Raw genomic sequence first — 20,867 nt, forward strand, 5'->3', positions numbered from 1 at the left:
TGGTGTGTTCCTGAAATTCTCACCCGCGTGCCGCTTTCTGTGAAAGATATTCCCCTGGTGGTTTAGACGGACTCGAGGATGCTCACGTAATTGGCGATGCCGACGCCGCCCATGTTTTGCACGGCGGCCCGATGCGGATTGGGCAGTTGCATGGCGCCGGCGGTGCCCGTGAGTTGCATGGCGGCGATGACGTGTTGGGAGACGCCGGTGGCGCCGACGGGGTGGCCCTTGGCCTTGAGCCCGCCGGAGACGTTGATGGGCAGTTTCCCGTCCTTGTACACCCAACCTTCGGTGATGGCGCGGCTGCCCTGGCCGGGCTCGGTGAGTCCCATGGCCTCGTACATGAGCAGTTCGGCGATCGTGAAGCAGTCATGGACCTCGGCGAAGTCCAGATCGTCGAGTTCGACGCCGGCCATGCCCAGGGCGCGCTGCCAGGAGACGCGGGTGGCGGCGAATGCGGTGGGGTCGCGGCGTTCGGCGGGCAGGAAGTCGTTGGCGTGACCGAAGCCGGCGAGCCGCACCGGGGACGTGACGCCGCCGGTGGGGGAGGTGGAGAGGATGACGGCGGCGGCGCCGTCGGAGACAGGGGAGCAGTCGGTGCGGCGCAGCGGGTCGGCGACCATGGGGTTCTTTTCGGAGACGGTGCGGCAGAAGTCCTCGCCGAGGTCCTTGCGGAGCTGGGCGTAGGGGTTGTCGACGCCGTTGCGGTGGTTTTTCGCCGCGATCGAGCCCAAGACGTCGCCTACTGGACCGTAGCGTTTTTGGTAGTGCTTGGCGACCTCGGCGAAGAGTCCGGTGAAGCCGGTGGTGGAGGCTTTCCCCGCCATGTCGTAGTCAGCGCCAAGCAGGGCGGCCCCGACGACGTCGGCGCCGGCGTGCGTCATCTTCTCGGCACCAATGACCAGCACGGTCCTCGCGGTGCCGGCGAGCAGGGCCTTGGCGCCTTGCTGCAGGGCGGCCGAGCCGGAGGCGCAGGCGTTTTCCACCCGGGTCGCCGGGACGTTGGCCAGGTCTTCTGAAACCTGCAGGGCCAGGGAGGAGGGGAAGGCCAGCGGCATCATGCCGGCGTTGAACTGGCCCAGGTAGATTTCATCGATCGCTCCGGGTTCGACGCCGGCGGTGGTAATGGCCTCCGTGGCGACCTGGACGATCAGGGACTCGAGCGTTTCCCCGGTGAGCTTGCCGAACTTGCTGTGTCCCCAGCCGGTGAGGAGGAGGTCTTTTCCGAACTGTTCGCGCAGGCTCATGCCACGGCTCCTTCGAGGCGGACGGCGAAGGCGGCATCGGTGCGGGATTCGATATCCGCCACGGTGGTCCCCGGCGCCAGGCGCGTGAGCATCAGGGCCGGCCTCCCGACGTCGTCCTTCCCGGCGCTGTTCGCGGTGGCGGGTTCGATGTCGAAGACGGCGAGGTTGGTGATGATGCGGTCCACCACGCGGCGCCCGGTGAGCGGCAGGGAGCACTCGTTGACGATTTTTGGGGTGCCGTCCTTGGCGGTGTGGTCGGTGAGGACCACGACGCGCGGCGTGCCGGCGACCAGGTCCATGGCGCCCCCCATGCCCTTGACCATCTTGCCGGGGATGGTCCAGTTGGCGAGGTCGCCCGTGCCGGAGACTTCCATGGCGCCGAGGATCGCGACCTTGACGTGGCCGCCGCGGATCATGCCGAAGGAGGTCGTGGAATCAAAGATGCTGGCCCCGGGGAGCAGGGTGACCGTTTGCTTGCCGGCGTTGATCAGGTCCGCGTCCTCCTCGCCCTCGTAGGGGAAGGGGCCCATGCCGAGGAGCCCGTTTTCGCTTTGCAGCACGACGCGGACGCCGTCGGGCAGGTTGTTGGCGACTAGGGTGGGGATGCCGATCCCGAGGTTGACGTAGTCGCCGTCGTTGAGTTCCTCGGCCGCGATGGCGGCCATTTCGTTGCGGGTCCAGGCCATGCTGGTGTGCTCCTTGGATCGGGGTGGTTTAGGCCGGGACGGCGAAGGTGAGGTGTTCGGGGCGGGTGCGGACGGTGCGCTGCTCGATGTCCTTCACCCGGGCCGTGGCCTGGATGAGGCGCTGGACGAAGACGCCCGGGGTGACGATGTGGTTGGGGTCCAGGCGGCCGGGTTCGACGATGACCTCGGCCTCGGCGATGGTCACCCGGCCGGCCGTGGCGACGACGGGGTTGAAGTTGCGGGCCGTGTACCGGTAGATGAGGTTTCCGTCGGTGTCGGCGGTGTGCGCGTGGACCAGGGCGAGGTCGGCGGTGATGGCGCGCTCCAAAACGTAGGTCTCGCCGTCGAACTCCTCGTGCGGCTTGCCCTCGGCGACCAGGGTGCCGACGCCGGTCTTGGTGTAGAACGCGGGGATGCCGGAGCCGCCGGCGCGGAGCCGCTCGGCCAGGGTGCCCTGCGGGGTGAACTCGACCTCCAGCAGCCCGGCCAGGTACTGCTCGGCGAAGAGCTTGTTCTCGCCCACGTAGGAGGCGATGACCTTGGCGACCTGCCCGGCCTCAATGAGCACGCCCAGGCCCTTGCCGTCGATCCCCATGTTGTTCGAGACCACTGTCAGGCCCTTGGCGCCGGAATCACGGACGGCCTCGATCAGCTCCGCCGGGATGCCGCTGAGCCCAAAGCCGCCCACGGCCAGCGTCATGCCGTCCCGCACTATATCGGCCACTGCCTGGGCCGCACTGCTGCGCACCTTTGTCATGAAGTTCTCCTCATTGAGCCAGTCGGGGGTCAATCCACTTTATGGACTGTAGGGTATGAAGTTGAGCATAGGTGGGCGGTAATTGCCCTGTCAAGGCGCTAAAATGCTTCATTTTCATTGATTTCTATAGTGTGGACGGTAAGCTAATTACTATCCACAATATGGACAGATGGGAATGAATTTGATGAATCACGTGACGGTGCAGGGTGCGCAGGTTGTCGGCCGGGTCGCGGCCCTGCTGCGAATTGTCAGCAGGAAGCCGGAAGGGGCCGCCCTGGTCGAGGTGGTCCAGGAGTCTGGGCTGACCCGTCCCACGGTCCACCGGCTGTTGACGTCGCTCGCGAGCGAGGGGCTGCTGGACCGCGACGGTGGAACCGGGAACTGGGTGCTGGGCCCGGAGGCGCTGCTGATGGGTTCCGTCGCAGCCGCACGATTTCCCATCGAGGACATCGCCCGGCCCAGCCTGCGCCGGCTGGCCGAGGAAACGGGGGAGAGCGCCTTCTTCTCGGTTCGTCGCGGCGGTGAGACCGTGTGCCTGTTGCGGGAGGAAGGCAGCTTCCCCATCCGCTCCTTTGTCCTCCATGAGGGAGTGCGCTTTCCCCTGGGTGTCGCCTCGGCCGGCAACGCCATCATGGCCTTCCTGCCGCCGGCTGAACAGGAGGAGATCTTTGCCCGCTGGGACGATCACGCCGGGACCTTCGCCCCCGCGCACCCTGTGGCCCTGGTCAGGGAGAATCTGGCACGGACCCACCACAATGGATACTCCGTCAATCCCGGCCTTGTGCTCGAAGGCAGTTGGGGGATGGGCGCCGCCGTCTTCGACGCGCAGGGAAAGCCGGCCTGGGCCCTCTCACTGACGGGCATTGAACCCCGGTTCCGGAAGGATCGCCAGGAATTCCTCGGGAGACTCCTCCTGGAAGAGGCACACCGGGTCACCGGCACCCTGGCGAACAACTGGAAGTAGTCGGCGGCACCAGGTCGGGTGCCCTAGTGCGCCGACGCGCCCGCGCCGAACCCGGTGTCGCCGAACCCCCTGTCGCCGAACCAGGTGCCAAGGGCCTGGGGCAGCCCCCGGTCCGTGAGCTTTCCCGCCCAGGCGACATGGCCGTCGGGCCGGATCAGCACGGCCGGGGGCGCCGCGACCTCGCCGAGCAGCGGGAGCTCCCAGTCGCCGTCGTGCCGGGCGTCGACCCAGCGGACCCGATCCTCCCAGGGGGAGAGGTCGAACCCGCCGGGTTCGCCGAGGTTCAGGAGAATGGGCCGGGCGTCGTGCATCAGGGCGAAGACGCGCGTGGGGCCCTCCGCGGTCCGCAGCTCGAGATCGGGCATGCGCCGCCCGAGCACCGGGTGTCCGGCGCCGAGGTCGTAGTGAATGTCCAGGCCGGAGAGCATTGCGGCGAGGTGCCGGCGCGGCTCGTCCATGCCCAGCAGCTCGGCCAGGGTGTCGCGCAGGGCCTGGTGACGGTCGTCGGGGGTACTGAGCGCAACCTGCGCCGAGGTGTACCGCAACACCCGCGCACCCACCGGATGCCGTTCGGCGTGGTAGCTGTCCAGCAGGCTCGTCGGTGAGGTCCCGGTGACCACCTGGGCCAGCTTCCAGCCCAGATTCACGGCATCCTGCACGCCGGTGCCGAGGCCCTGGCCGCCCTGCGGGGGATGAACGTGCGCGGCGTCGCCGGCCAGCAGCACCCGTCCCTGGCGATAGGAGGCCGCCTGCCGGGTCATGTCCGTGAACCGGGAGAGCCGGCTCGCGCTGTGCACGCCGTAGTCCGTCCCGTAGGCGCCAATCAGGGCCGCCCGGAGCTCCGGTAAGGTGGGGTCGCCGGCGTGGTCGACGTCCCGTTCCCTGAGCACGACCCCGTACGGCCCGCCGCCCTTTTCCCGGTTGACGGGTCCGATCCCGCCGCCTTCGCTGCGGACGCCGATCTTTGGCTCCGCGGTCATCTGGACCTCGGCGATCATCCAGCTGGCGGAGGGATCCAGGCCGGGGAAGTCGATGCCGGCGGTCTTGCGGACCAGGCTGTGCCCGCCGTCGCAGCCGACGAGGAACTGGGCCCGGAGCGGCGCGCCGGCGTCGAGCACGACGTCGACGCCGGCGTCGTCCTGGGCGAAGCCCGCCACCGTGGTGCTGCGCAGGATCGGAACCCCCAGCTCGGCGACCCAGCTGGCCAGGAGGCGCTCGATCTGGTTCTGCCAGAGCGCCAGGACGTAGTTGTGCCGGGTGGGGAAGTCGCTGATGTCCAGGAGGGTCCCGGCGAAGCCCAGGCTGGGGCTGGTTTTCCCCGCCGAAAGGAAGCGGTCCGCGACGCCCCGCTGGTCGAGTACCTCGAGGGTGCGGGAGTGCAGCCCCCCGGCTCGCGAGCCGTCGAGCTCCTGGCTGGCGCGTTGCTCCACGATGACGACGTCGATGCCCGCCAACGCCAGCTCGCCGGCCAGCATCAGCCCGGTCGGGCCGCCTCCCGCGATCACCACGGCATGGGCGCTCGCGGTCGTGGCGTCTGGTGGATGTGAGCCGGCCATTCCACCATGCCACCACGGGTGTGACGACGGCGGCAAGCCCTCCCGCCGAGCAATTTCGTCTTGGTCGCGGAAGGGCTTGCCGTGAGTCATACCGCTAGACGGTGAAGCTGGCCTCGTCGTTCAGGTCCACGTCCTTGGTTTCCGGGCCCATGGTGGCGCCGATCCAGACCAGGATGCCGGCGAAGCAGATCATCAACGCGACGGCCACCCGGTCGGGCATGAAATTGCCCAGCGCCTGGATGTAGAACGCGTAGAAGGCCGGAAGGATGACGGCCAGGCTGTAGCCGACCCCGTAGCCGCTGGCGCGGATGCTGGAGGGGAAGCGTTCGCACAGGTAGGCGCCCACCGGGGCGAACACGCACAGGCTGGTGACCTGGACCAGCACGGCCAGCAGCCCGGCCAGGAGAATGTTGCTCGCGCCGACCGTCATGGTGGCGATGTAAAGGCCGGGCGCCACGACGGTGATGAGCACCGCATACCAACGGTAGAACCGGCGTCGGCCGATTTTTTGCGAGAGGAACCCGGAGGCCACGAACGCGCAGGCGGTGACGAGCGGGGCGATGGTCATGATGATGCTGACCGTCTGGTCGGGAATGTGGGCGTCCGTCTTGAGCCGGCCGGTGAGCACGGCATTGCTGACGTTGCTCAGGATCCACATGCCGGTCATGAGGATGAAGATCTGGATGAGGCTGCGGCGGTGCACTCCGCTAAAGAGCGACTTGATCGGGTTCTCCGCCTTCACGGCCGACTCGGTGCCGGGGGCGTCGTGCACGTTCTTGCGGTAGTAGAGAAACAGGGCAGCGGCCAGGGCGGCGCCGAGGAAGAACGGGATCCGCCACCCCCACACCGCGTAGGCGGAGTCGTGGCCGGCCGACGGGATGAAGGACAACAAGATGAAGGTCAAAAAGGCCAGGCTGACGTTGGCGACGGAGGCCATCGAGGTGATCATGCCGCTGAGCGGTCCGCGGCGCTTCTTCGGGGCCCACTCCATGGCCAGCGGGATGGCGACGGAGTATTCCCCGCCCAGGAAGAATCCGCCGATGAACCGCAGCCCGATCAGCAGGAACAGGCCAAGGTGCCCGGCCGTTTCAAAGCCCGGGAGTAGGGCCATGAGCAGGGTCGCCGCGCCAAAGCCGGCGATCGCGATCAGCGTGGTGAGCTGGCGGCCGGTCTTGTCCGCGATGTGCCCGAAGAAGGCGGCGCCCAGGGGGCGGGCCACCAGGGTCGAGATGAAGATCAGCGAACTGAAAAGGGCCACCGTCTCGGGCGGGGTGCCCGCGCCGTTGAAATAGCTCATGGCCGGTGCCAGGGTGATGATCGGCAAGAAGATGTCGAATTGGTCGACGAAATAGCCGAAGATCCCGCCCCGGAGGGCGCCGCGGCGCTGCTTGGCCAAGGTGGCGTCAGTCGGCATGGGCGCCGTCAATTGTGTTTTCATGTGTTGCTTCCTGAATCGTGCCCGTCATTGGGCGGTGAAGGTGATTCCTACGCCTGGTCGAGGCGTCGGATGGTGTTGGCGAGGACATGGACGCCGTTGCCGAGCTGGGTCTTGTCCGTAAATTCGTCGGGGCAGTGGCTGCGCCCGCCCTGTGAAGGGACAAAGATCATGCCCATCGGCCCCAGGTGCGCCATGTGGGCGGCGTCGTGGCCGGCGCCGCTGGGCACGGCCTCCCAGCTGTAGCCGAGGTCGGCGGCGGCCGCCGCGACGGTGTCCTGCATGGTTTGGGCTGCCGGGACCGGGTCCTGGTCATTGAGCAGGTCGATGGCCACCTCGACGCCCCGCAGGGCCGCGTCGACCGCGATCTTTTCCGCGATGCTGCGCCGGGCCCCCGTGAGCCAGCTCGGGTCGATGCTGCGGATCTCCGCCCAGATGGTGGCGGAATCGGGCACGACGTTGAACGCGCCGTGGCCCGTGGCGATCCGGCCCGTGGTGCTCACCCCGTGGACGGGGGCACCGCACCCCACGCGTTCCACGGTCAGGATTGCCTCCGCGGCGGCCAGGAGGGCGTCGGCACGTTGGTCCATGGGAGTGGTGCCGGCGTGGTCGGCCCGGCCGGTGAAGACGGCCATGACGCGTTCAATGCCGGCGATGGAGGTGACCACTCCGATCTGGCTGCCGCTGCGCTCCAGCAGGGGGCCTTGTTCAACGTGAAGTTCGATGTAGGACTTGATGTCCCGGGGATTCCAAGCCATGGACACGGCCGCGTTGGGGTCCGCGCCGAAGCTGGCGATGGCGTCGCCCATGGAGACGCCGTGGGCATCCCGGCGGGCGAGGTGGGCGGCGTCGAGCACCCCGGCGACGGCGCGGGAGCCGACGCAGCTGACGCCGAATCCGTTGGCCTCCTCACCGAGGAAGTCCATGACGATCAAGTCGCTGGTCAGGCGCGTGCCGGATTCCTGCAGGACCCGGGCCGCCTCGATCGCGCCCAGGACCCCCACGACGCCGTCGAACCGGCCGCCGGAGTGCACGGTGTCCGTGTGTGAGCCGGTCACGATGGCCGGGGCGTTCGGGTTGGTCCCGGGCAGGCGCCCGACGATGTTCCCGGCGCCGTCGATGTGGGCCTGGAGCCCGGCGTCGCGCATGCGGGCCAGCGTCCAGGAACGCGAGGCCTTGTACGGGTCGGAAAAGACCTCGCGGGTCCAGCCCGGGCTGGTCGAATCGACGATCGCCGAGAGGTCCATGATCTCGCCCCAGAGCCTGTCGGCGTCCGGGCGAAGCAGCGAGGAGGTGGGGTTGTTCATAGGGTTTCCATTTCAAGGGGTGGGTGGAAGGGCGGCCGGTGGCGCTCCAAGGGCTTACCAGCCTTCCTCGGTCATCCAGGCGGTGGAACCGGCGGCCGAGCCGAGCTCACTGCCCAGTTCGGCGGCGGCCTTGCAGACCAGGTCCACGACGTCGTCGAGCCGCTGGCCGTTCAGGCGCTGCTGGCGGCCGGCGACGCTCAGCGCACAAATGCAGTGGCCGTGCCGGAACACGGGGGCCGCGACGGCCACCATGAAGGGGTCGACCTCGCCCTCGCTGACCGAGAAGCCGTTGGAGCGGATGGCGGGCAGGAGGACCTTGAGCCGGTCGGCGTCCGGGGTCATGGCCGTGAACTTGCGCATGCTGCTTTGCTCCACGGTGGCCACGACGTCGGCCGGGGCGTACGCCAGCAGCGTGGTGGCGCTGGCACCGGCGTGCAGCGGGCGAACCGAGCCGCGGTAGAAGGACAGGGCGTCGGCGCGTCGGGGGGAGAGCCGTTCCAGGCACAGCGCGGCCATTTGCACACGGACCGTCAGGATCACCGTTTCGCCCGTCTGGGCGCACAGGCGATTGAGCACGGGGGCCGCCACCTCCACCAGGTGCTGCTTCTCCGACTGCTCGTCCCGACTGGATACCCTCACGCCGGGGTAGTAGTAGCCGCCCAGCTCATAGAGATAGTCGGTCTCGCGAAACAACTTGATGTAGCGGTAGGCCGAGGACGCCGGGATGTCCAGGACCGAGGCAATCTCATCGACGCGCATGCGGCCGTTGTCGGCGATCATGGTCAGGATCGCCAGGCCCCGGCTGAGGGAGGTCAGGCTCATCGCGGTTCCTTTCGCCACCACCACAGCACGGCCTTAGGCAGACTCGACGACGGCGCCGCGGCCACGGACGCCGAGCAGTTCCGTGCCGTCCCAGACGACCGTGCCGCGCGAGATGGTGGTGGTCACCCGCCCGGACGTCCTCAGGCCCTGGTACGGTGTCCAGCCGGCGTTGGAGAACATGTCATCGGCGTCGATGTCCCAGGCGGTGGTGGGGTCGAAGACGGCGATGTCGGCGTCGAACCCGACGTCGAGGCGGCCCTTAACATGGCCCACGCCAAACCGTTCCGCCGGCGCGGACGTCAGGGACGTCACGGCGGCGTTGAACGCCTCCGGGCCGCGCCCGAGGGCGGCGGACAGGGTGACCGCCATCGAGGTCTGCACGCCGGGCGCCCCGGAATGGTTGGCGAAGATGCCCTCGTGGTCCTTGTACTCCGTCGGCCACGGGGCGTGGTCGGAGGAGACGACGTCGATCTTGCCCGCGGCCAGGCGGTTCCACATGCCGTCGCGGTCGGCGGCCTTGCGCAGCGGCGGGTTGATCTTCAACCGGCCCCGCTGGGCGTCGTGGTCATCCTCGGTGAACGTCAGGTAGTGCGGGCAGGTCTCCAGGGTCACGTCAAGGCCCTGCTCCCGGTACCAGTTCACCAGGTCAACGGAGCGGGGGAGGCTCAGGTGGCACAGGTGGAGCTTGGCGGACTGCTCGAAGGCGATTTCCAGGGCGGTCAGCACGCCCATGGTCTCGCTGACCGGCGGCCGGCTGCGGACGTGGGCCTTGGGGTCGAAGGGGTTGCGTTCCTTCTCGAGGGCGAGCATCGCCTGGACGATCTCGTTGTTCTCGGCGTGGACGGCCACCGTCCGCCCGGCACCGCCGGTCGCGGCCATGACGTTGCGGAGCTCGGCGTCGTCGATCCGGGGGAACCGGGCGGCGTCCGTGTTGAACAGGGAGACCTTGAAACCGACGGCACCGGCGTCGCTGATGGCCTCGGCGGCCCGCCAACCGCCCTCGGGAGCCAGCGTGCCCATCATGGCGACGTCCACGAACGCCTCCCGCTCGACGAGTTCACGCTTGGCCTTGAGGCGCTCCACGGTGTTGATGGGCCCGTCGAGGTCGAAGGGCATCTCCACAATGGTGGTCACGCCGCCGGCGGCCGCCGAGCGGGTGGACGCGGCCACGCCCTCACCCGGATGCGACAGCGAATGCACGTGGGCGTCGACCATGCCCGGGATCAGGTAGGCGTCGCCCACGTCCAGCGTGCGCACGGCCGCGGTGGTTGCCGAGGGCTCGGTGATTGCCGTAATTTTTCCATGGGCGATGTGGACGTCCTGCCGCTTCCACTGCTCGCCGCGCTGGACGCGGCCCGTCACCACCAGATCAAGTTTTGCTGTGTTCATCCCCACAGCATCCCAATGCGCGGGGATTGTGAAAATACTTTTCCCGCACAATGAGAAATCCTGCCCGTTCGCCGACCCGCGGCAGTGGAGGATACTACGCAGTAGGACTGAGACAATGAGGTTCGAACAATTCGAACGGGCGCCGCACCGGTGACGACCGTGTTCTGCAACGGCTGTTCTAGGGATAGAAGCCAGGAAAGGGTGCAATGTCCGTCCATCGAGAGAGCACCGCGACGTCGACCACCCTGGCGCGGTTGAACCAAACGGCGATCCTCAAGCTCCTCCGTGATTCCGGTGCCCTGTCCCGTCAACAGATCGGCGCGCAGACCGGGCTCAGTCCAGCCACGGTCAACCGCCTCACGGCGGCCCTGATCGCCGAGGGCGCCGTCGTGCCGGCCGGACAGGAACCCTCCACCGGCGGGCGGCCCTCGGTGCTGCTGCGGTATTCGGGCGGAACGCGGGTGGTGGCAGCCATGCAACTGCACGCGGATCGCGCCGCGGGGGTGCTGGTGGACTTCGACGGGCGGATCGTCTTTCGCCGAGAGCGCCCCTTTGCCCCGATTGACATCACCGCCGATCGTTCCGAGGACGAGCGGGCCGCGGCCCAAAGCGCCCAAATCGAGGTCATCATGGGTCTGTTCGACTCCCTGCTGGCCACCGCGGCGGAGATGAAGGTGCCGGCGCTGGCGGTGGGCGTTGCCGTCCCCGGCGTCGTGCGGTTCCCCGAGGGGTCGGTGGGCAGCATCCCAGAGTTCGGCTGGAACGACCTCCCCCTGGGGCGCCTGTTGCGCGAACGCTGCGACATTCCGGTGATCGTCGAAAACGACGCCAACGCCCTCGCCTACGGAGAGTTGCATCGCGGCGCCGGCAAGGGGCTCTCCAGCCTCGTGGCGATCTTCCTCGAGCGCGGCTTCGGGGCCGGCATCATCGCCAACCGTGAGCTTTATCGGGGGGCCCGCTCGGAGGCCGGCGAGGTGGGTTATCTGCTGATGGACCGGTTCGCGCTCAACCGGCGCTACGGCGAATCGGGCGACCTCGAAGACCGAATCGGCTCGGTGGCCCTCACCCGGCGGGCCCACGAACGGGGGATTCCCCTGCCGGAGTCGGGCACGGTGACGGCCGACTACCTCTTTGACCTGGCCGCCACCGGCAACGCCGCGGCACGGGAAATCGGCGACGAGATCCTCGACATGGTCTCCATTGCCATTGCCTCCCTCGTGGTGGTCCTGGATCCGGAGCTGGTCATCGTCGGCAGCAGCATTCTCGGCGGCGCCACGGAGGCCATCGCGGCCATCAATGAGCGGCTGAGCGGCCGCATCATCCGGGTGCCCCGCCTGGAACCCACCACCTTCGGGCAGGACGCGGTGCTCATGGGGATCGCGGAGCTGGCGGTGACGGAGGTCAACGACTTCACGTACCTGGCGCGCTGACGTCCCGCCCCGCCGCCCGGGACGCCGTGCTCGAACGCATTAACGATCCCGTGTTCTATTGACACCCGAAATTGCCGGCGGTTATGGTTGGAATACTTCTTATCACTTCGATAAGAAAGAACTCGGTGCCAGGGGCAACCCGGTGCCTCATGCGCACGGAGCCTCAGTGATAGTTGGTGTCGACCTCGGTGGAACGAAGACGCGCGTCGTCGCGGAATCCCTGGGGAAAGTAGTCCTCGACACCTCCGTGCCCACGTCCAGTTGGCAGCAGGGCGAACTGCTGGACGACGTCGAGAACGTCGCGCGCCTGCTGCGCCTCTTCGCCCCGATCGAGGGCGCCGACACCGCGTCCGTCGTCGTCGGGGCGCATGGCCTGGACAGCGACTGGCAGGTGGAGGAATTCCGGGACCGCATCGCCGCCCGCCGCGCCGGGCGGGTCCTGGCCCTGAACGACGTCGAACTCGTCGCCCCGGCGGCCGGCATGGACGAGGCCATCGCGGTGATCGTCGGAACCGGCTCCAAGACGGTCGGCCACACCCCGGAGCGGGAACTGGTCTGCGCCGGCGGGCACGGCTTCCTCTTCAATGACCCCGGCAGTTCCCCCGGGCTCGCCCGCGAAGCCATGAAGGCCGTGCTCGACGCGTACGACGACGGCGACCCGCCGGATGCGCTCGGCCGGAACCTCATGGCGCACTTTGGGGTCGGCGACGTGGTGGCCCTCTCCTACGCCTTCAGCGCAGATCCCCGCCTCTCAACCTGGGCGGCCCCTGGCCCGCTGGTGTTCACGTCCGCGGACGAGGGAAGCGCCATCGCCGATGCGGTGATCGACCGGGCGGCCGGCCGGCTCGCCCGGGACGTCGGGCGGGTGCGGGCCCGCGGCGCCGTCGGGGAGAACGTCATCTGCGCCGGCGGCGTCATCACCCACCAGCCCCGTCTCTTCAAGGCCCTGACCCGGCACATTGAGAACCTCGACCTCGGCCTGTCGGTACACCTGCTCACGGTCCCGCCGGTYGCCGGGGCCGTCGCATTGGCAAGAAAGCTTCACAACCAACCCTGTTCACACTGATCCAATGGAGGACCACATGAAGTTCAGCAGCTCACTGGCTCATCGAGCCATTGGGGGCCTTGGCATCGCCGCCGTCGCCGCCCTCATCCTCTCCGGTTGCAGCATCACCGGCGCCGCCCCCAAGACCGGCGCCGACGGCGGGGACACCGGCACCGTCAACGCCCTTTTCATGAAGCAGGCCGGGTATTCCGAGTCCGACGTCGCCGCCATGATCAAGGACTTTGAAAAGACCAACCCGAAGATCACGGTCAAGCCCACCTTTGTCGCCTACGACGCCCTGCATGACAAGATCGTCACCTCGGCACCGGCGGGCACCTACGACGTGGTGCACCTGGATGTGATCTGGCCCGCCGAATTCGCCTCCAAGGGCCTGATCACCGACGTCAGCGACAAGATCCCCGCCGCGGCGAAGGAGCAGATGCTCGGCGGCGCGCTCAGCTCGGCGGAGTATGACGGGAAGTACTTCGGCATGCCGTGGGGTCCCTCCACCAAACTGTTCTTCGTCAACAACGCCATGCTCGCCAAGGTCGGGGCGACGCAGGACGATGTAAAGACGTGGGACGGCGTGCTCGCCGTCGCGACCAAGCTGAAGGCGGCGGGAGTGGTCAAGTACCCGCTGTCCTGGAGCTGGTCCCAGGCCGAGGCCCTGATCTGTGACTATGCCAATATCCTCGGATCCTTTGGCGGCAGCTTCACGGACGCCTCCGGCAACCTTGACGTCAACAGTGCCGCCGGCGTCCAGGCCGTGACCTGGATGAAGAAGACCCTCGACGACGGGCTCACCGACCCGGCGTCGCTGACCTTCCTCGAAGACGACACCGACAAGTCCATGGCGGCCGGCAAGACGGCAATGGAGCTGAACTGGGAGTCCACCTTCCGCGACCTGAACGACTCCTCGATTTCCAAGATCGTCGGGCAGGCCGGCGTGAGCGCCCCGCCCGCCGGCCCCACCGGCCTGAACCCCGGGGTCAACGGCTCCATGGCCCTGTCCATCCCCACCGGCTCCAAGCACCAGGGTGCGGCCTGGAAGTTCATCCAGTACGTGACCAGCCAGGCCGTGCAGGACAAGTTCGTCAAGAGTTCGATGACCAACTGGAAGGCCAGCTACGCCGACCCGGCCATCACCGCCTCCAACCCCAAGGTCTTCGCCGCGGCGGGCCTGGCGTACGACTCGATGATCTCCCGTCCCGCCGTTGCCAACTACAACTCCGTCTCACAGATCCTCCAGGTTGAACTCCAGAACGCGCTGCTGGGCAAGAAGGCCCCGCAGCAGGCCATGGACGATGCCGTGCAGCAGGCCAAAGCGAGCAAGGGCTAACACATGGTGACCGTTGCCAGCGCGAAGAAGAAAGCGGACCCGCTTCCACCGGTGAAGCGACGACGAGGATCGGAACGGCAGGGCAGGCTCGCCTTTTGGCTGCTGCTGCCGGCGGCCGTCACGGTCTTCGGGGTCATCATCTACCCGATGTTCCGGACCCTTCTGGTCTCCCTTTTCCAGGTGGACTCCGCGCTGGCGACGGACACCCCGTTCGTCGGGCTCGACAACTACCTGCGCATGCTCGCCAGCCCCGCCTTTTGGGCCTCGCTGGGGCGCACGCTGTACTTCACCCTGGTCTCGACCGCCATCGAGCTGGTCCTGGGCCTCGCCGTCGCGGGCCTGCTCAACGCCAAGTTGAAGGCGCGGTGGCTGTTCCGCACCATCGTGGTCATCCCGTGGGCCATCCCCACAATCGTCAACGCCGCCATGTGGAAGGGCATCTACAACGCGCAGTACGGTGCGCTCAATGCGCTGCTCCAGCAGTGGGGCATCATCACCGACTACAAGGTATGGCTCGGTGACCCGACCCTGGCCCTGAACATGGTCATCGTGGCCGATGTGTGGAAGACCGTGCCGCTGGTCGCCTTCTTCCTGCTGGCCGGGCTGACGTCCATCCCGACCGAACTCTATGAGGCCGCGAAACTCGACCGCGCCCGCTGGCCCCGCATCTTCCGCTCGATCGTGCTGCCCATGCTGGTGCCCTCGATCTCGATCGTGCTGGTGCTGCGCACCGTCGAGGCGTTCAAGGTCTTCGACATCATCTACGCCATGACCCGCGGCGGCCCCGTCAACGGCACCACGACCGTGACGTACTACGCGTACCAGACCGCGTTTTCCGACCAGAACTTCGGCGTCGGCTCGGCGCTGTCCTACATCATCGTGGTGATCATCCTGGCACTGTCCGCGATCTACCTGCGGATGCTGCGCAAGTCCGAAATGAGCCTGCTGTGAAGCGCGCAACCCGCACCTCGATCCTCCTCCACCTGGCCGCCGGAGTGGTCGCGCTCTGCGCCCTGGCCCCGTTCGCCTACATGGTGCTGGCGAGCCTCACGCCCCAGCGCGCCCTGATCACGACGCCGCTGCGCTGGATCCCGGAGCACCTGGACTTCAGCCGGTACGCCCTGATCTTCCAGGGCGACGCGAACAGTGCCGGCGCCACGTTCCGCGCCGCGATGCTGAACTCGACGATCGTTGCGGTCGGCACGGTCACGGTCTCCATGGTGGTCGGCATCCTGGGCGCCTACGCGTTCGCGCGCCTGCGGTTCCGCTTCCGCCGGGCGGTGCTGATGCTGTTTCTGGCGAGCTACATGCTCCCCCAAATCGCCCTGCTCATTCCCCTGTACCTGATCCTGAACTCGCTGGGGCTGCTGGACACCACCACCGGGCTGATCTTCGTCGACTGTGCGCTGGTGGTCCCGTTCGTGCTGTGGATCCTCAGCAACTACTTCATGACCATCCCCGAGGAGCTCGAGGAAGCGGCACGCATCGACGGAACCACACGACTCGGGGCCTTGTTCTACGTGGTCCTGCCGGCCGCCGGCCCCGGCATCTTCGCCGCCATCATGTTCGCCTTCCTCCTCGCCTGGGACGAGTTCATGTACGCGCTCATCTTCACCTCCTCGGATGCCGCCAAGACGCTCCCCGTCGCCATCAGCGAGTTCGCCGGCCGCTACACGACCGACTTCGGCCTGGTCGCCGCCGGCGGAATCGTGGCGGCCCTGCCCCCACTCATCGTCGCCATCATCTTCCAGCGCTACGTCGTCAGCGGCATGGCCGCCGGCGCCGTCAAAGGATAGGAAAAACCTATGTCCCAAAAAATCCCCTTCCAGGAAGCCATGCGGTCCCAGCCGCGGCAGCTGGCCCTCGCCCACACCAGCCTGGTGCGCGATCTCGACGCGGCCACCCTCGCCGCGTGGAAACCGGGGGAGACCGTGGGGATCATCGCCATGGGCGCCTCGAACAACAGCGGCCATGCCCTCGTCGCCGTCCTGGCCGCCTGCGGCTTCCGCGCCGTCAACCTCGTCGCCTCCGAGCTCTTGCTGGCGTCACCCGGCTATGAGCCGGCCGACCACTACGTGATCGTCTCGGAGTCCGGGCGCAGCCCCGAACCCCTCGACGCCGCCCGGGCACTGGCGCCCGGGCGGCGCATCGGCATCAGCAACTTCCCGGGCGCCCAGATCGCCGAGGTGCTCGACGTCGCCCTCGGCCTCGGCGGGCTCGCCGACTCCGGCATCTACACGGTCGGCTACACCGCCACCCTCATGGCGTACGCCCTGCTGCTCGACCGGGTCGGGCTGCTGCCGGCGGCGGAGGACGTGGCCCGCATCCCCTCCATCGTCGCCGAGGCACTCACCGCCTTCGACGCCGTCGCGGCCGGGGTGGGCCGGCTCGCCGCAGCGGCGTCCTCCATCGACGTAATTGGCCAGGGCGCCTCCTTCGCCTCCGCCTGCGAGTTCGCGCTCATGGTCCGGGAGGGCCTGCGCCTGCCAAGCTGCCCCTTCAACACCTTCGAATACCTCCACGGCCCCATGGAGGCGGTCACGCCCAGCACGGTCGTGGTCGCCTTCGGCGACGGCCGGGAGCTGGGGCTGGCCGATCACCTCCTGGCCGCCGGCGTGCCCCTGGTCCTCGTGACGGCGGCCCCGGCAGCCGACATACCGTCCGCCGGCCGGGCCGGACTGACGATTGTGCCGATCGATCCCGCCCTGAGCCCGTTCGTGCGGCCCATCGTGGAAACCGTCTTCTCCCAGCTCGTGCTGGCGCACGCCGTGGCGCAGCTGCCGTTCCCGCTCGAGGAATTCCGCTTCGAGGACCTGGGGACCAAGATCGAGGAGACTCCCGCCGCGCTGTCCCTTCCCCTCCCGAACTAGGCGCCAACCGGTCAGGGACGCCGCAGTCACGGGACTCCGCAGTCACTAGACTCGACGTGGACAAACCGAGAAGTGAGGACCAACGCATGCGCGCAACTATGATCTACGGGCCCGGGGACATCCGGGTCGAGGACCGGGACTACCCCACGCTGCGGCGCCCCGACGACGTCATCGTCAAGGTGAGTGCGGCGTGCGTGTGCGGCTCCGATCTGTGGCCCTACCGCGGCGTGAAGGCGGTCCGTGAGCCGGCCGCCATCGGCCATGAATTCGTGGGCGTGGTTGAGACCGTGGGGGAGGACGTGCGCACCCTGGCCGTCGGCGATTTTGTGATCGCCCCCTTCGTGGCCAGCTGCGGGGCGTGCCCGCCGTGCCGCAACGGGGTCACCGTCGCCTGCGAACACATCGCCGGGTGGGGGGAGGCCGATGAGCATGGCTTCTTCGTCGACGGCGCCCAGGGGCAGGCCGTGCGGGTCCCGCAGGCCGAGGCCACCCTGGTCAAGGTCCCCGGGCATCCCGCGCCCGACGACGCGCTGACCGCCAGCCTCCTGACGCTCTCCGACGTCATGGCCACCGGCCACCACGCGGCGGTGAGCGCCAACGCCGGGCCCGGCAGGAGCGTCGTGGTGGTGGGCGACGGCGCCGTCGGGCTGTGCGGTGTCCTGGCGGCCCGGCGGCTGGGCGCCACCCGGATCATCGCCATGTCCCGGCACGAGGACCGGGCCGCGCTGGCCCGGGAATTCGGCGCCACCGACGTCATCGGCGAACGCGGGGACGCCGGCGCGGGGAAGGTCCGCGAGGTGCTCGGCGGCGTCCTGGCGGACTCCGTGCTCGAATGCGTGGGCACCCGAGAATCCATGGAACAGGCCCTCCACAGCACCCGCCCGGGCGGCAGCCTGGGCTTTGTCGGCGTCCCCACCGGCGGCGCCGAGATTCCCCTGCGCTATCTCTTTGACTCCAACATTCACGTGGCCGGCGGCATGGCCTCCGCGCGGACCTACCTGCCGGAGCTTTTGGCGGACGTGCTGGCCGGCGCCATCAACCCGGGACGGGTCTTTGACGTCGTCATGCCGCTGGAGGACGCCGCCGAGGCGTACCGGGCCATGGATGAGCGCCGCGCCATCAAGGTCCTGCTCCGCCCATAAGCGCCCCCGAATAACTCCGCTGAACAGAAAAAAAGTCTGGACAAATAAATTGTTCGGTGGGATGCTGGAAGCATGTTGGACATAGCGGTGATCGCGGACCCGGGAGTGGCGGAGGCGTCCCTGGACCCCATCCGCTCCCGCCTCCTGGCCGAATTGCGCAGCCCCGCCTCGGCCGCGGCCGTGGCCGCGCGCATCGGCCTGCCCCGGCAAAAGGTGAACTACCACCTGAAGGCGCTGGAGCGGCACGGGCTCGTGGAACTGGTCCAGGAGCGCCGCAAGGGCAATGTCACCGAACGGATCATGGGCTCCACGGCCCGCTCCTACGTGATTTCCCCGGCGGCCCTGCCCGGTGTCGCCCCGGACCCCTCGCTGGCACCCAACCGGCTCTCGGCCCGCTGGCTGCTGGCCGTGGCGGCCCGCCTGGTCACGGATGTGGGCACGCTGATCACCGGCGCCGAGCGGGCGAACAAGCGTCTGGCCACGTTTGCCCTGGACGGCGAGCTCACTTTTGCCACCGCGGCGGACCGGGCCGCGTTTGTCGCCGAACTCTCGGCCGACGTGGCGCGGCTGGTGGAAAAATACCACAGCGCAACCGCCGGCGGCGGGCGCCACCATCGCCTCGTCGTCGCACTTCACCCCAGCATCAAGGAATCCGTATCAAGCCCCGGGACACCGGGGCGCATCGAGGAGTAATAATGGCCAAGGAATTCACGATCGTCCACGAGTCCGAGATCGACGGCACCCCGGAGCAGGTGTTTTACGCCGCCACGGAAGGCAACGCGGGCTGGCTCTGGCCCATGGAGATCGAGCCGCGGCTCGGCGGCGCCGGCCCCTTCGGCAGCACCGTCACCGTGTGGGAGCCGCCGCACCGCTTCGCCAACCGCCTGGAGGGCGAGGACGGCTTCTTCAACACGCTCGACTACGACATCGCCGAGCGTCCCGGCGGGAAGTCCTGGCTGCGCTACGTGCACAGCGGCATCTTCTTCGAGGACTGGGACAACCAGTACGACGGCGCCGCCAAGCACACCGCGTTCTACCAGCACACGCTGGGCCAGTACGTGAAGTACTTTCCCGGCCGGGCGGCCGCGTTCGCCGACGTCCAGGGGCCCGCGGCGTCCAACACCCCCGCAGGGTTCGAGGCCGTCAAGGCCGCCCTGGGCATCGCCGACGGCGGGGCGGGCGGGCGCGTGCGCGTCACCGTCCCCGGCATCGGAACCGTCGAGGCGGAGGTGGACTACCTGGATCCGAACTTCGTGGGGCTGCGCACCGAGGACGCCATGTACCGCTTCTTTGGCCGCAACGCGTTTGGCGCCGTGGTGGGCCTGACCATCCACCTCTTTGCCGACGGGGCCGACGCCGAGGCGGCCGGCGCCGCATGGGGCACCTGGCTGAACGGGCTGTACGCCGGCTAAGCGGGGCGGGCCGGTGGGCCGGGCCGCTCAGCTGCCCAGCAGCAGCGGTGTCCAGCCGCCGGTGCCGATTTGGGCGCGGGCACCGAAGCCGTTCTTGTGGAGGGGGTAGTGCAGGAGGTTGCCGGCGCCGTCCCGGGCCAGGATGCCCTGGGCGTTGGTGCCCAGGTGGTTGGTGATGCCGGAGAGGTGGGTCATCCCGCCCCAGCCGGTGCCGATGACCTTGCGCGTCTCGCTGACGAACCCGCCGCTGCCGTTGCCCCGGTAGAGCATCAGCTGGCCCTTGGCATTGCGGGCGGCAATGTCCACGCGGCCGTCGAGGTCAAAATCCACGCCGACCAGCTTCATGGGCCGGAACCCGATGCCGATCCTGGTCCGGGCCGAAAACCCCGCCCCGTTGGGGGAGGGGTAGTAAAAGACCTCACCGGAGGTGCGCTGCTGGGCGATGAGTCCGGGGAACTTGTCCGTGGTCTTCCACTTGGCCGCGATGATGTCGTACGCGGCCCAGCCGGCGCCGATGGTCAGCAGCGCCTTCAGGGTGCCGTCGGCCTGGCCGTAGCTGACGGTGAGCCGGCCCGTCTTCCACACGGCAATGACGTCCTGGAGGCCGTCGGAGTTGAAATCGGCAACCTCCAGCTGCTGCGTGCCGGCCCAGCCCAGGGAGACGAATTTGCGCTTCCATAGGTCCCCGCCCTTGGCCGACGGGTAGATGTACAGGCCGCCGTCGGTGTCCACGGCGGCAATGTCTCCTTCGTGGACCACCGGCACCGGCTGGGGCTGGGGCTGGTGCTTGCGGGATTCGGCATAGCCGGCCAGGTTCGCCACGGTCAGCGTCAACCCGTGGTAGTCCGCCTTGGTCGTCTTGACGTGGCCGGCGCCCATGTCCGTGGCGCGCTTGTCCAGCAGGGCCGCCCGGTGGGCGGGGGAGCGCATCCACCAATCGACGGTCTCCTGCGCCGAGGTGTTGAACGCGATGACCTCCGAATACATGTCCGCGCCCTTGGGCAGGATCGACAGCCCGGCGTCGGTGCGGTGCAGCTTCTTCATATCAAGGGTGCCCTTGTTGGCCCGGTCGTTCAGGGTCACGGCCCATTGCTGGGACCCGGTGGCGATGGTCGTGTTCCAGACCAGCGGTCCGGCGCCGTTCAGGGCGCGCTCGACGTTGGTCGCCGAGAGGATCTTGGCCAGGTAGGGATCGGCCGGCGGTGGCGGCGTGGCGGCCGCGGCCGGGGCGACGCCGGTGACCAGCAGGGCCGCCGACATCGCCAGTGCCATGACCAGCCCGAGAAACGTGCGCATGTGAATCGCCTAGCTGTGGAGGGGGATCGAACGGGGCGGACCGGAGCCCCACCATAGTAACCGCCCGCGGCGCCGTCCGCACGGAAGCTCGCCCGGCTGTGCATTCTTGCGCACGGCGTCTGCACGAATTGGGCTTGTTACCGGCCCGTAGGCCCTGCCATACTCATCAG

General features: G+C 68.3%; 19 protein-coding genes. 10 read left to right on the top strand and 9 right to left on the bottom strand.

The genetic code is table 11. The features are described from left to right. Positions 1–62: 62 nt before the first annotated feature. The 3 genes from AB4Y80_RS00420 to AB4Y80_RS00430 are packed head-to-tail and all read right to left on the bottom strand — an operon-like array spanning position 63 to position 2,690. On the bottom strand, positions 63–1,247 hold the full coding sequence (locus AB4Y80_RS00420) for an acetyl-CoA acetyltransferase (RefSeq protein WP_442211252.1): 1,185 nt from the start codon (positions 1,245–1,247) through the stop codon (positions 63–65). Further along, a complete protein-coding gene (locus AB4Y80_RS00425; RefSeq protein ID WP_442211254.1) occupies positions 1,244–1,933 on the bottom strand; it encodes a 3-oxoacid CoA-transferase subunit B in 690 nt (229 codons plus the stop codon). Before AB4Y80_RS00425 ends, AB4Y80_RS00420 begins: the two co-directional genes overlap by 4 nt. A gap of 28 nt (positions 1,934–1,961) precedes the next feature. Then, positions 1,962–2,690 (bottom strand): CoA transferase subunit A, encoded by a 729-nt coding sequence (locus AB4Y80_RS00430; RefSeq protein ID WP_442211256.1) that lies wholly within the window; start codon positions 2,688–2,690, stop codon positions 1,962–1,964. Between the two features lie 184 nt (positions 2,691–2,874). On the opposite strand from AB4Y80_RS00430, the gene AB4Y80_RS00435 reads away from it, so the two are divergent. Beyond that, complete coding sequence (locus AB4Y80_RS00435; protein WP_442211540.1) at positions 2,875–3,654, top strand: IclR family transcriptional regulator; 780 nt, start codon at positions 2,875–2,877, stop codon at positions 3,652–3,654. 23 nt (positions 3,655–3,677) lie between these two features. On the opposite strand, the gene AB4Y80_RS00440 is transcribed toward AB4Y80_RS00435, so the two are convergent. From AB4Y80_RS00440 to AB4Y80_RS00460, 5 genes are all read right to left on the bottom strand, one after another. Next, positions 3,678–5,210 carry an FAD-dependent monooxygenase gene (locus AB4Y80_RS00440; RefSeq protein WP_442211258.1) on the bottom strand — a complete coding sequence of 511 codons (1,533 nt, stop codon included), beginning with the start codon at positions 5,208–5,210 and terminating at the stop codon, positions 3,678–3,680. Positions 5,211–5,304: 94 nt separating this feature from the next. Beyond that, complete coding sequence (locus AB4Y80_RS00445; RefSeq protein WP_442211260.1) at positions 5,305–6,648, bottom strand: MFS transporter; 1,344 nt, start codon at positions 6,646–6,648, stop codon at positions 5,305–5,307. A 47-nt stretch (positions 6,649–6,695) separates the two neighbouring features. Beyond that, entirely contained in the window at positions 6,696–7,952 is a 1,257-nt protein-coding gene (locus AB4Y80_RS00450; protein WP_442211262.1) for a M20 family metallo-hydrolase, read from the bottom strand. Positions 7,953–8,006: 54 nt separating this feature from the next. Next, the gene (locus AB4Y80_RS00455; RefSeq protein WP_442211264.1) at positions 8,007–8,774 is read right to left on the bottom strand and encodes an IclR family transcriptional regulator; all 768 of its coding nucleotides are present in this window, start codon (positions 8,772–8,774) and stop codon (positions 8,007–8,009) included. Positions 8,775–8,807: 33 nt separating this feature from the next. Beyond that, complete coding sequence (locus tag AB4Y80_RS00460) at positions 8,808–10,163, bottom strand: dihydroorotase (RefSeq protein ID WP_442211266.1); 1,356 nt, start codon at positions 10,161–10,163, stop codon at positions 8,808–8,810. Positions 10,164–10,369: 206 nt separating this feature from the next. On the opposite strand from AB4Y80_RS00460, the gene AB4Y80_RS00465 reads away from it, so the two are divergent. The 9 genes from AB4Y80_RS00465 to AB4Y80_RS00505 all read left to right on the top strand — a co-directional run bounded on the left by AB4Y80_RS00465 (position 10,370) and on the right by AB4Y80_RS00505 (position 19,401). Further along, positions 10,370–11,593 (top strand): ROK family protein, encoded by a 1,224-nt coding sequence (locus tag AB4Y80_RS00465; RefSeq protein ID WP_442211268.1) that lies wholly within the window; start codon positions 10,370–10,372, stop codon positions 11,591–11,593. 166 nt (positions 11,594–11,759) lie between these two features. After that, positions 11,760–12,659: a BadF/BadG/BcrA/BcrD ATPase family protein gene (locus AB4Y80_RS00470; protein ID WP_442211270.1), complete on the top strand. Its 900-nt coding sequence runs from the start codon at positions 11,760–11,762 to the stop codon at positions 12,657–12,659. A 16-nt stretch (positions 12,660–12,675) separates the two neighbouring features. After that, complete coding sequence (locus AB4Y80_RS00475; protein ID WP_442211272.1) at positions 12,676–13,977, top strand: extracellular solute-binding protein; 1,302 nt, start codon at positions 12,676–12,678, stop codon at positions 13,975–13,977. Between the two features lie 3 nt (positions 13,978–13,980). Further along, entirely contained in the window at positions 13,981–14,928 is a 948-nt protein-coding gene (locus AB4Y80_RS00480; protein ID WP_442211274.1) for a carbohydrate ABC transporter permease, read from the top strand. After that, complete coding sequence (locus tag AB4Y80_RS00485; RefSeq protein ID WP_442211276.1) at positions 14,925–15,773, top strand: carbohydrate ABC transporter permease; 849 nt, start codon at positions 14,925–14,927, stop codon at positions 15,771–15,773. Before AB4Y80_RS00480 ends, AB4Y80_RS00485 begins: the two co-directional genes overlap by 4 nt. 9 nt (positions 15,774–15,782) lie before the next feature. Then, positions 15,783–16,847: an SIS domain-containing protein gene (locus AB4Y80_RS00490; RefSeq protein WP_442211277.1), complete on the top strand. Its 1,065-nt coding sequence runs from the start codon at positions 15,783–15,785 to the stop codon at positions 16,845–16,847. Positions 16,848–16,933: 86 nt separating this feature from the next. Continuing rightward, positions 16,934–17,989, top strand: coding sequence for a zinc-dependent alcohol dehydrogenase family protein (locus AB4Y80_RS00495; protein WP_442211278.1), 1,056 nt, complete (start codon positions 16,934–16,936; stop codon positions 17,987–17,989). A gap of 72 nt (positions 17,990–18,061) precedes the next feature. Beyond that, positions 18,062–18,682, top strand: a complete 621-nt coding sequence (locus AB4Y80_RS00500) for a winged helix-turn-helix domain-containing protein (RefSeq protein ID WP_442211279.1) — start codon at positions 18,062–18,064, stop codon at positions 18,680–18,682. Between the two features lie 2 nt (positions 18,683–18,684). Then, a complete protein-coding gene (locus AB4Y80_RS00505) occupies positions 18,685–19,401 on the top strand; it encodes an SRPBCC family protein (protein ID WP_442211281.1) in 717 nt (238 codons plus the stop codon). A gap of 27 nt (positions 19,402–19,428) precedes the next feature. Here AB4Y80_RS00505 and AB4Y80_RS00510 read toward each other — a convergent pair whose 3' ends face one another. Next, positions 19,429–20,697, bottom strand: coding sequence for a CAP domain-containing protein (locus AB4Y80_RS00510; RefSeq protein WP_442211282.1), 1,269 nt, complete (start codon positions 20,695–20,697; stop codon positions 19,429–19,431). Between the last annotated feature and the right edge of the window lie 170 nt (positions 20,698–20,867).

It is taken from the genome of Specibacter sp. RAF43 (genome assembly GCF_052114065.1).
Classification (GTDB): Bacteria; Actinomycetota; Actinomycetes; order Actinomycetales; family Micrococcaceae; genus Specibacter.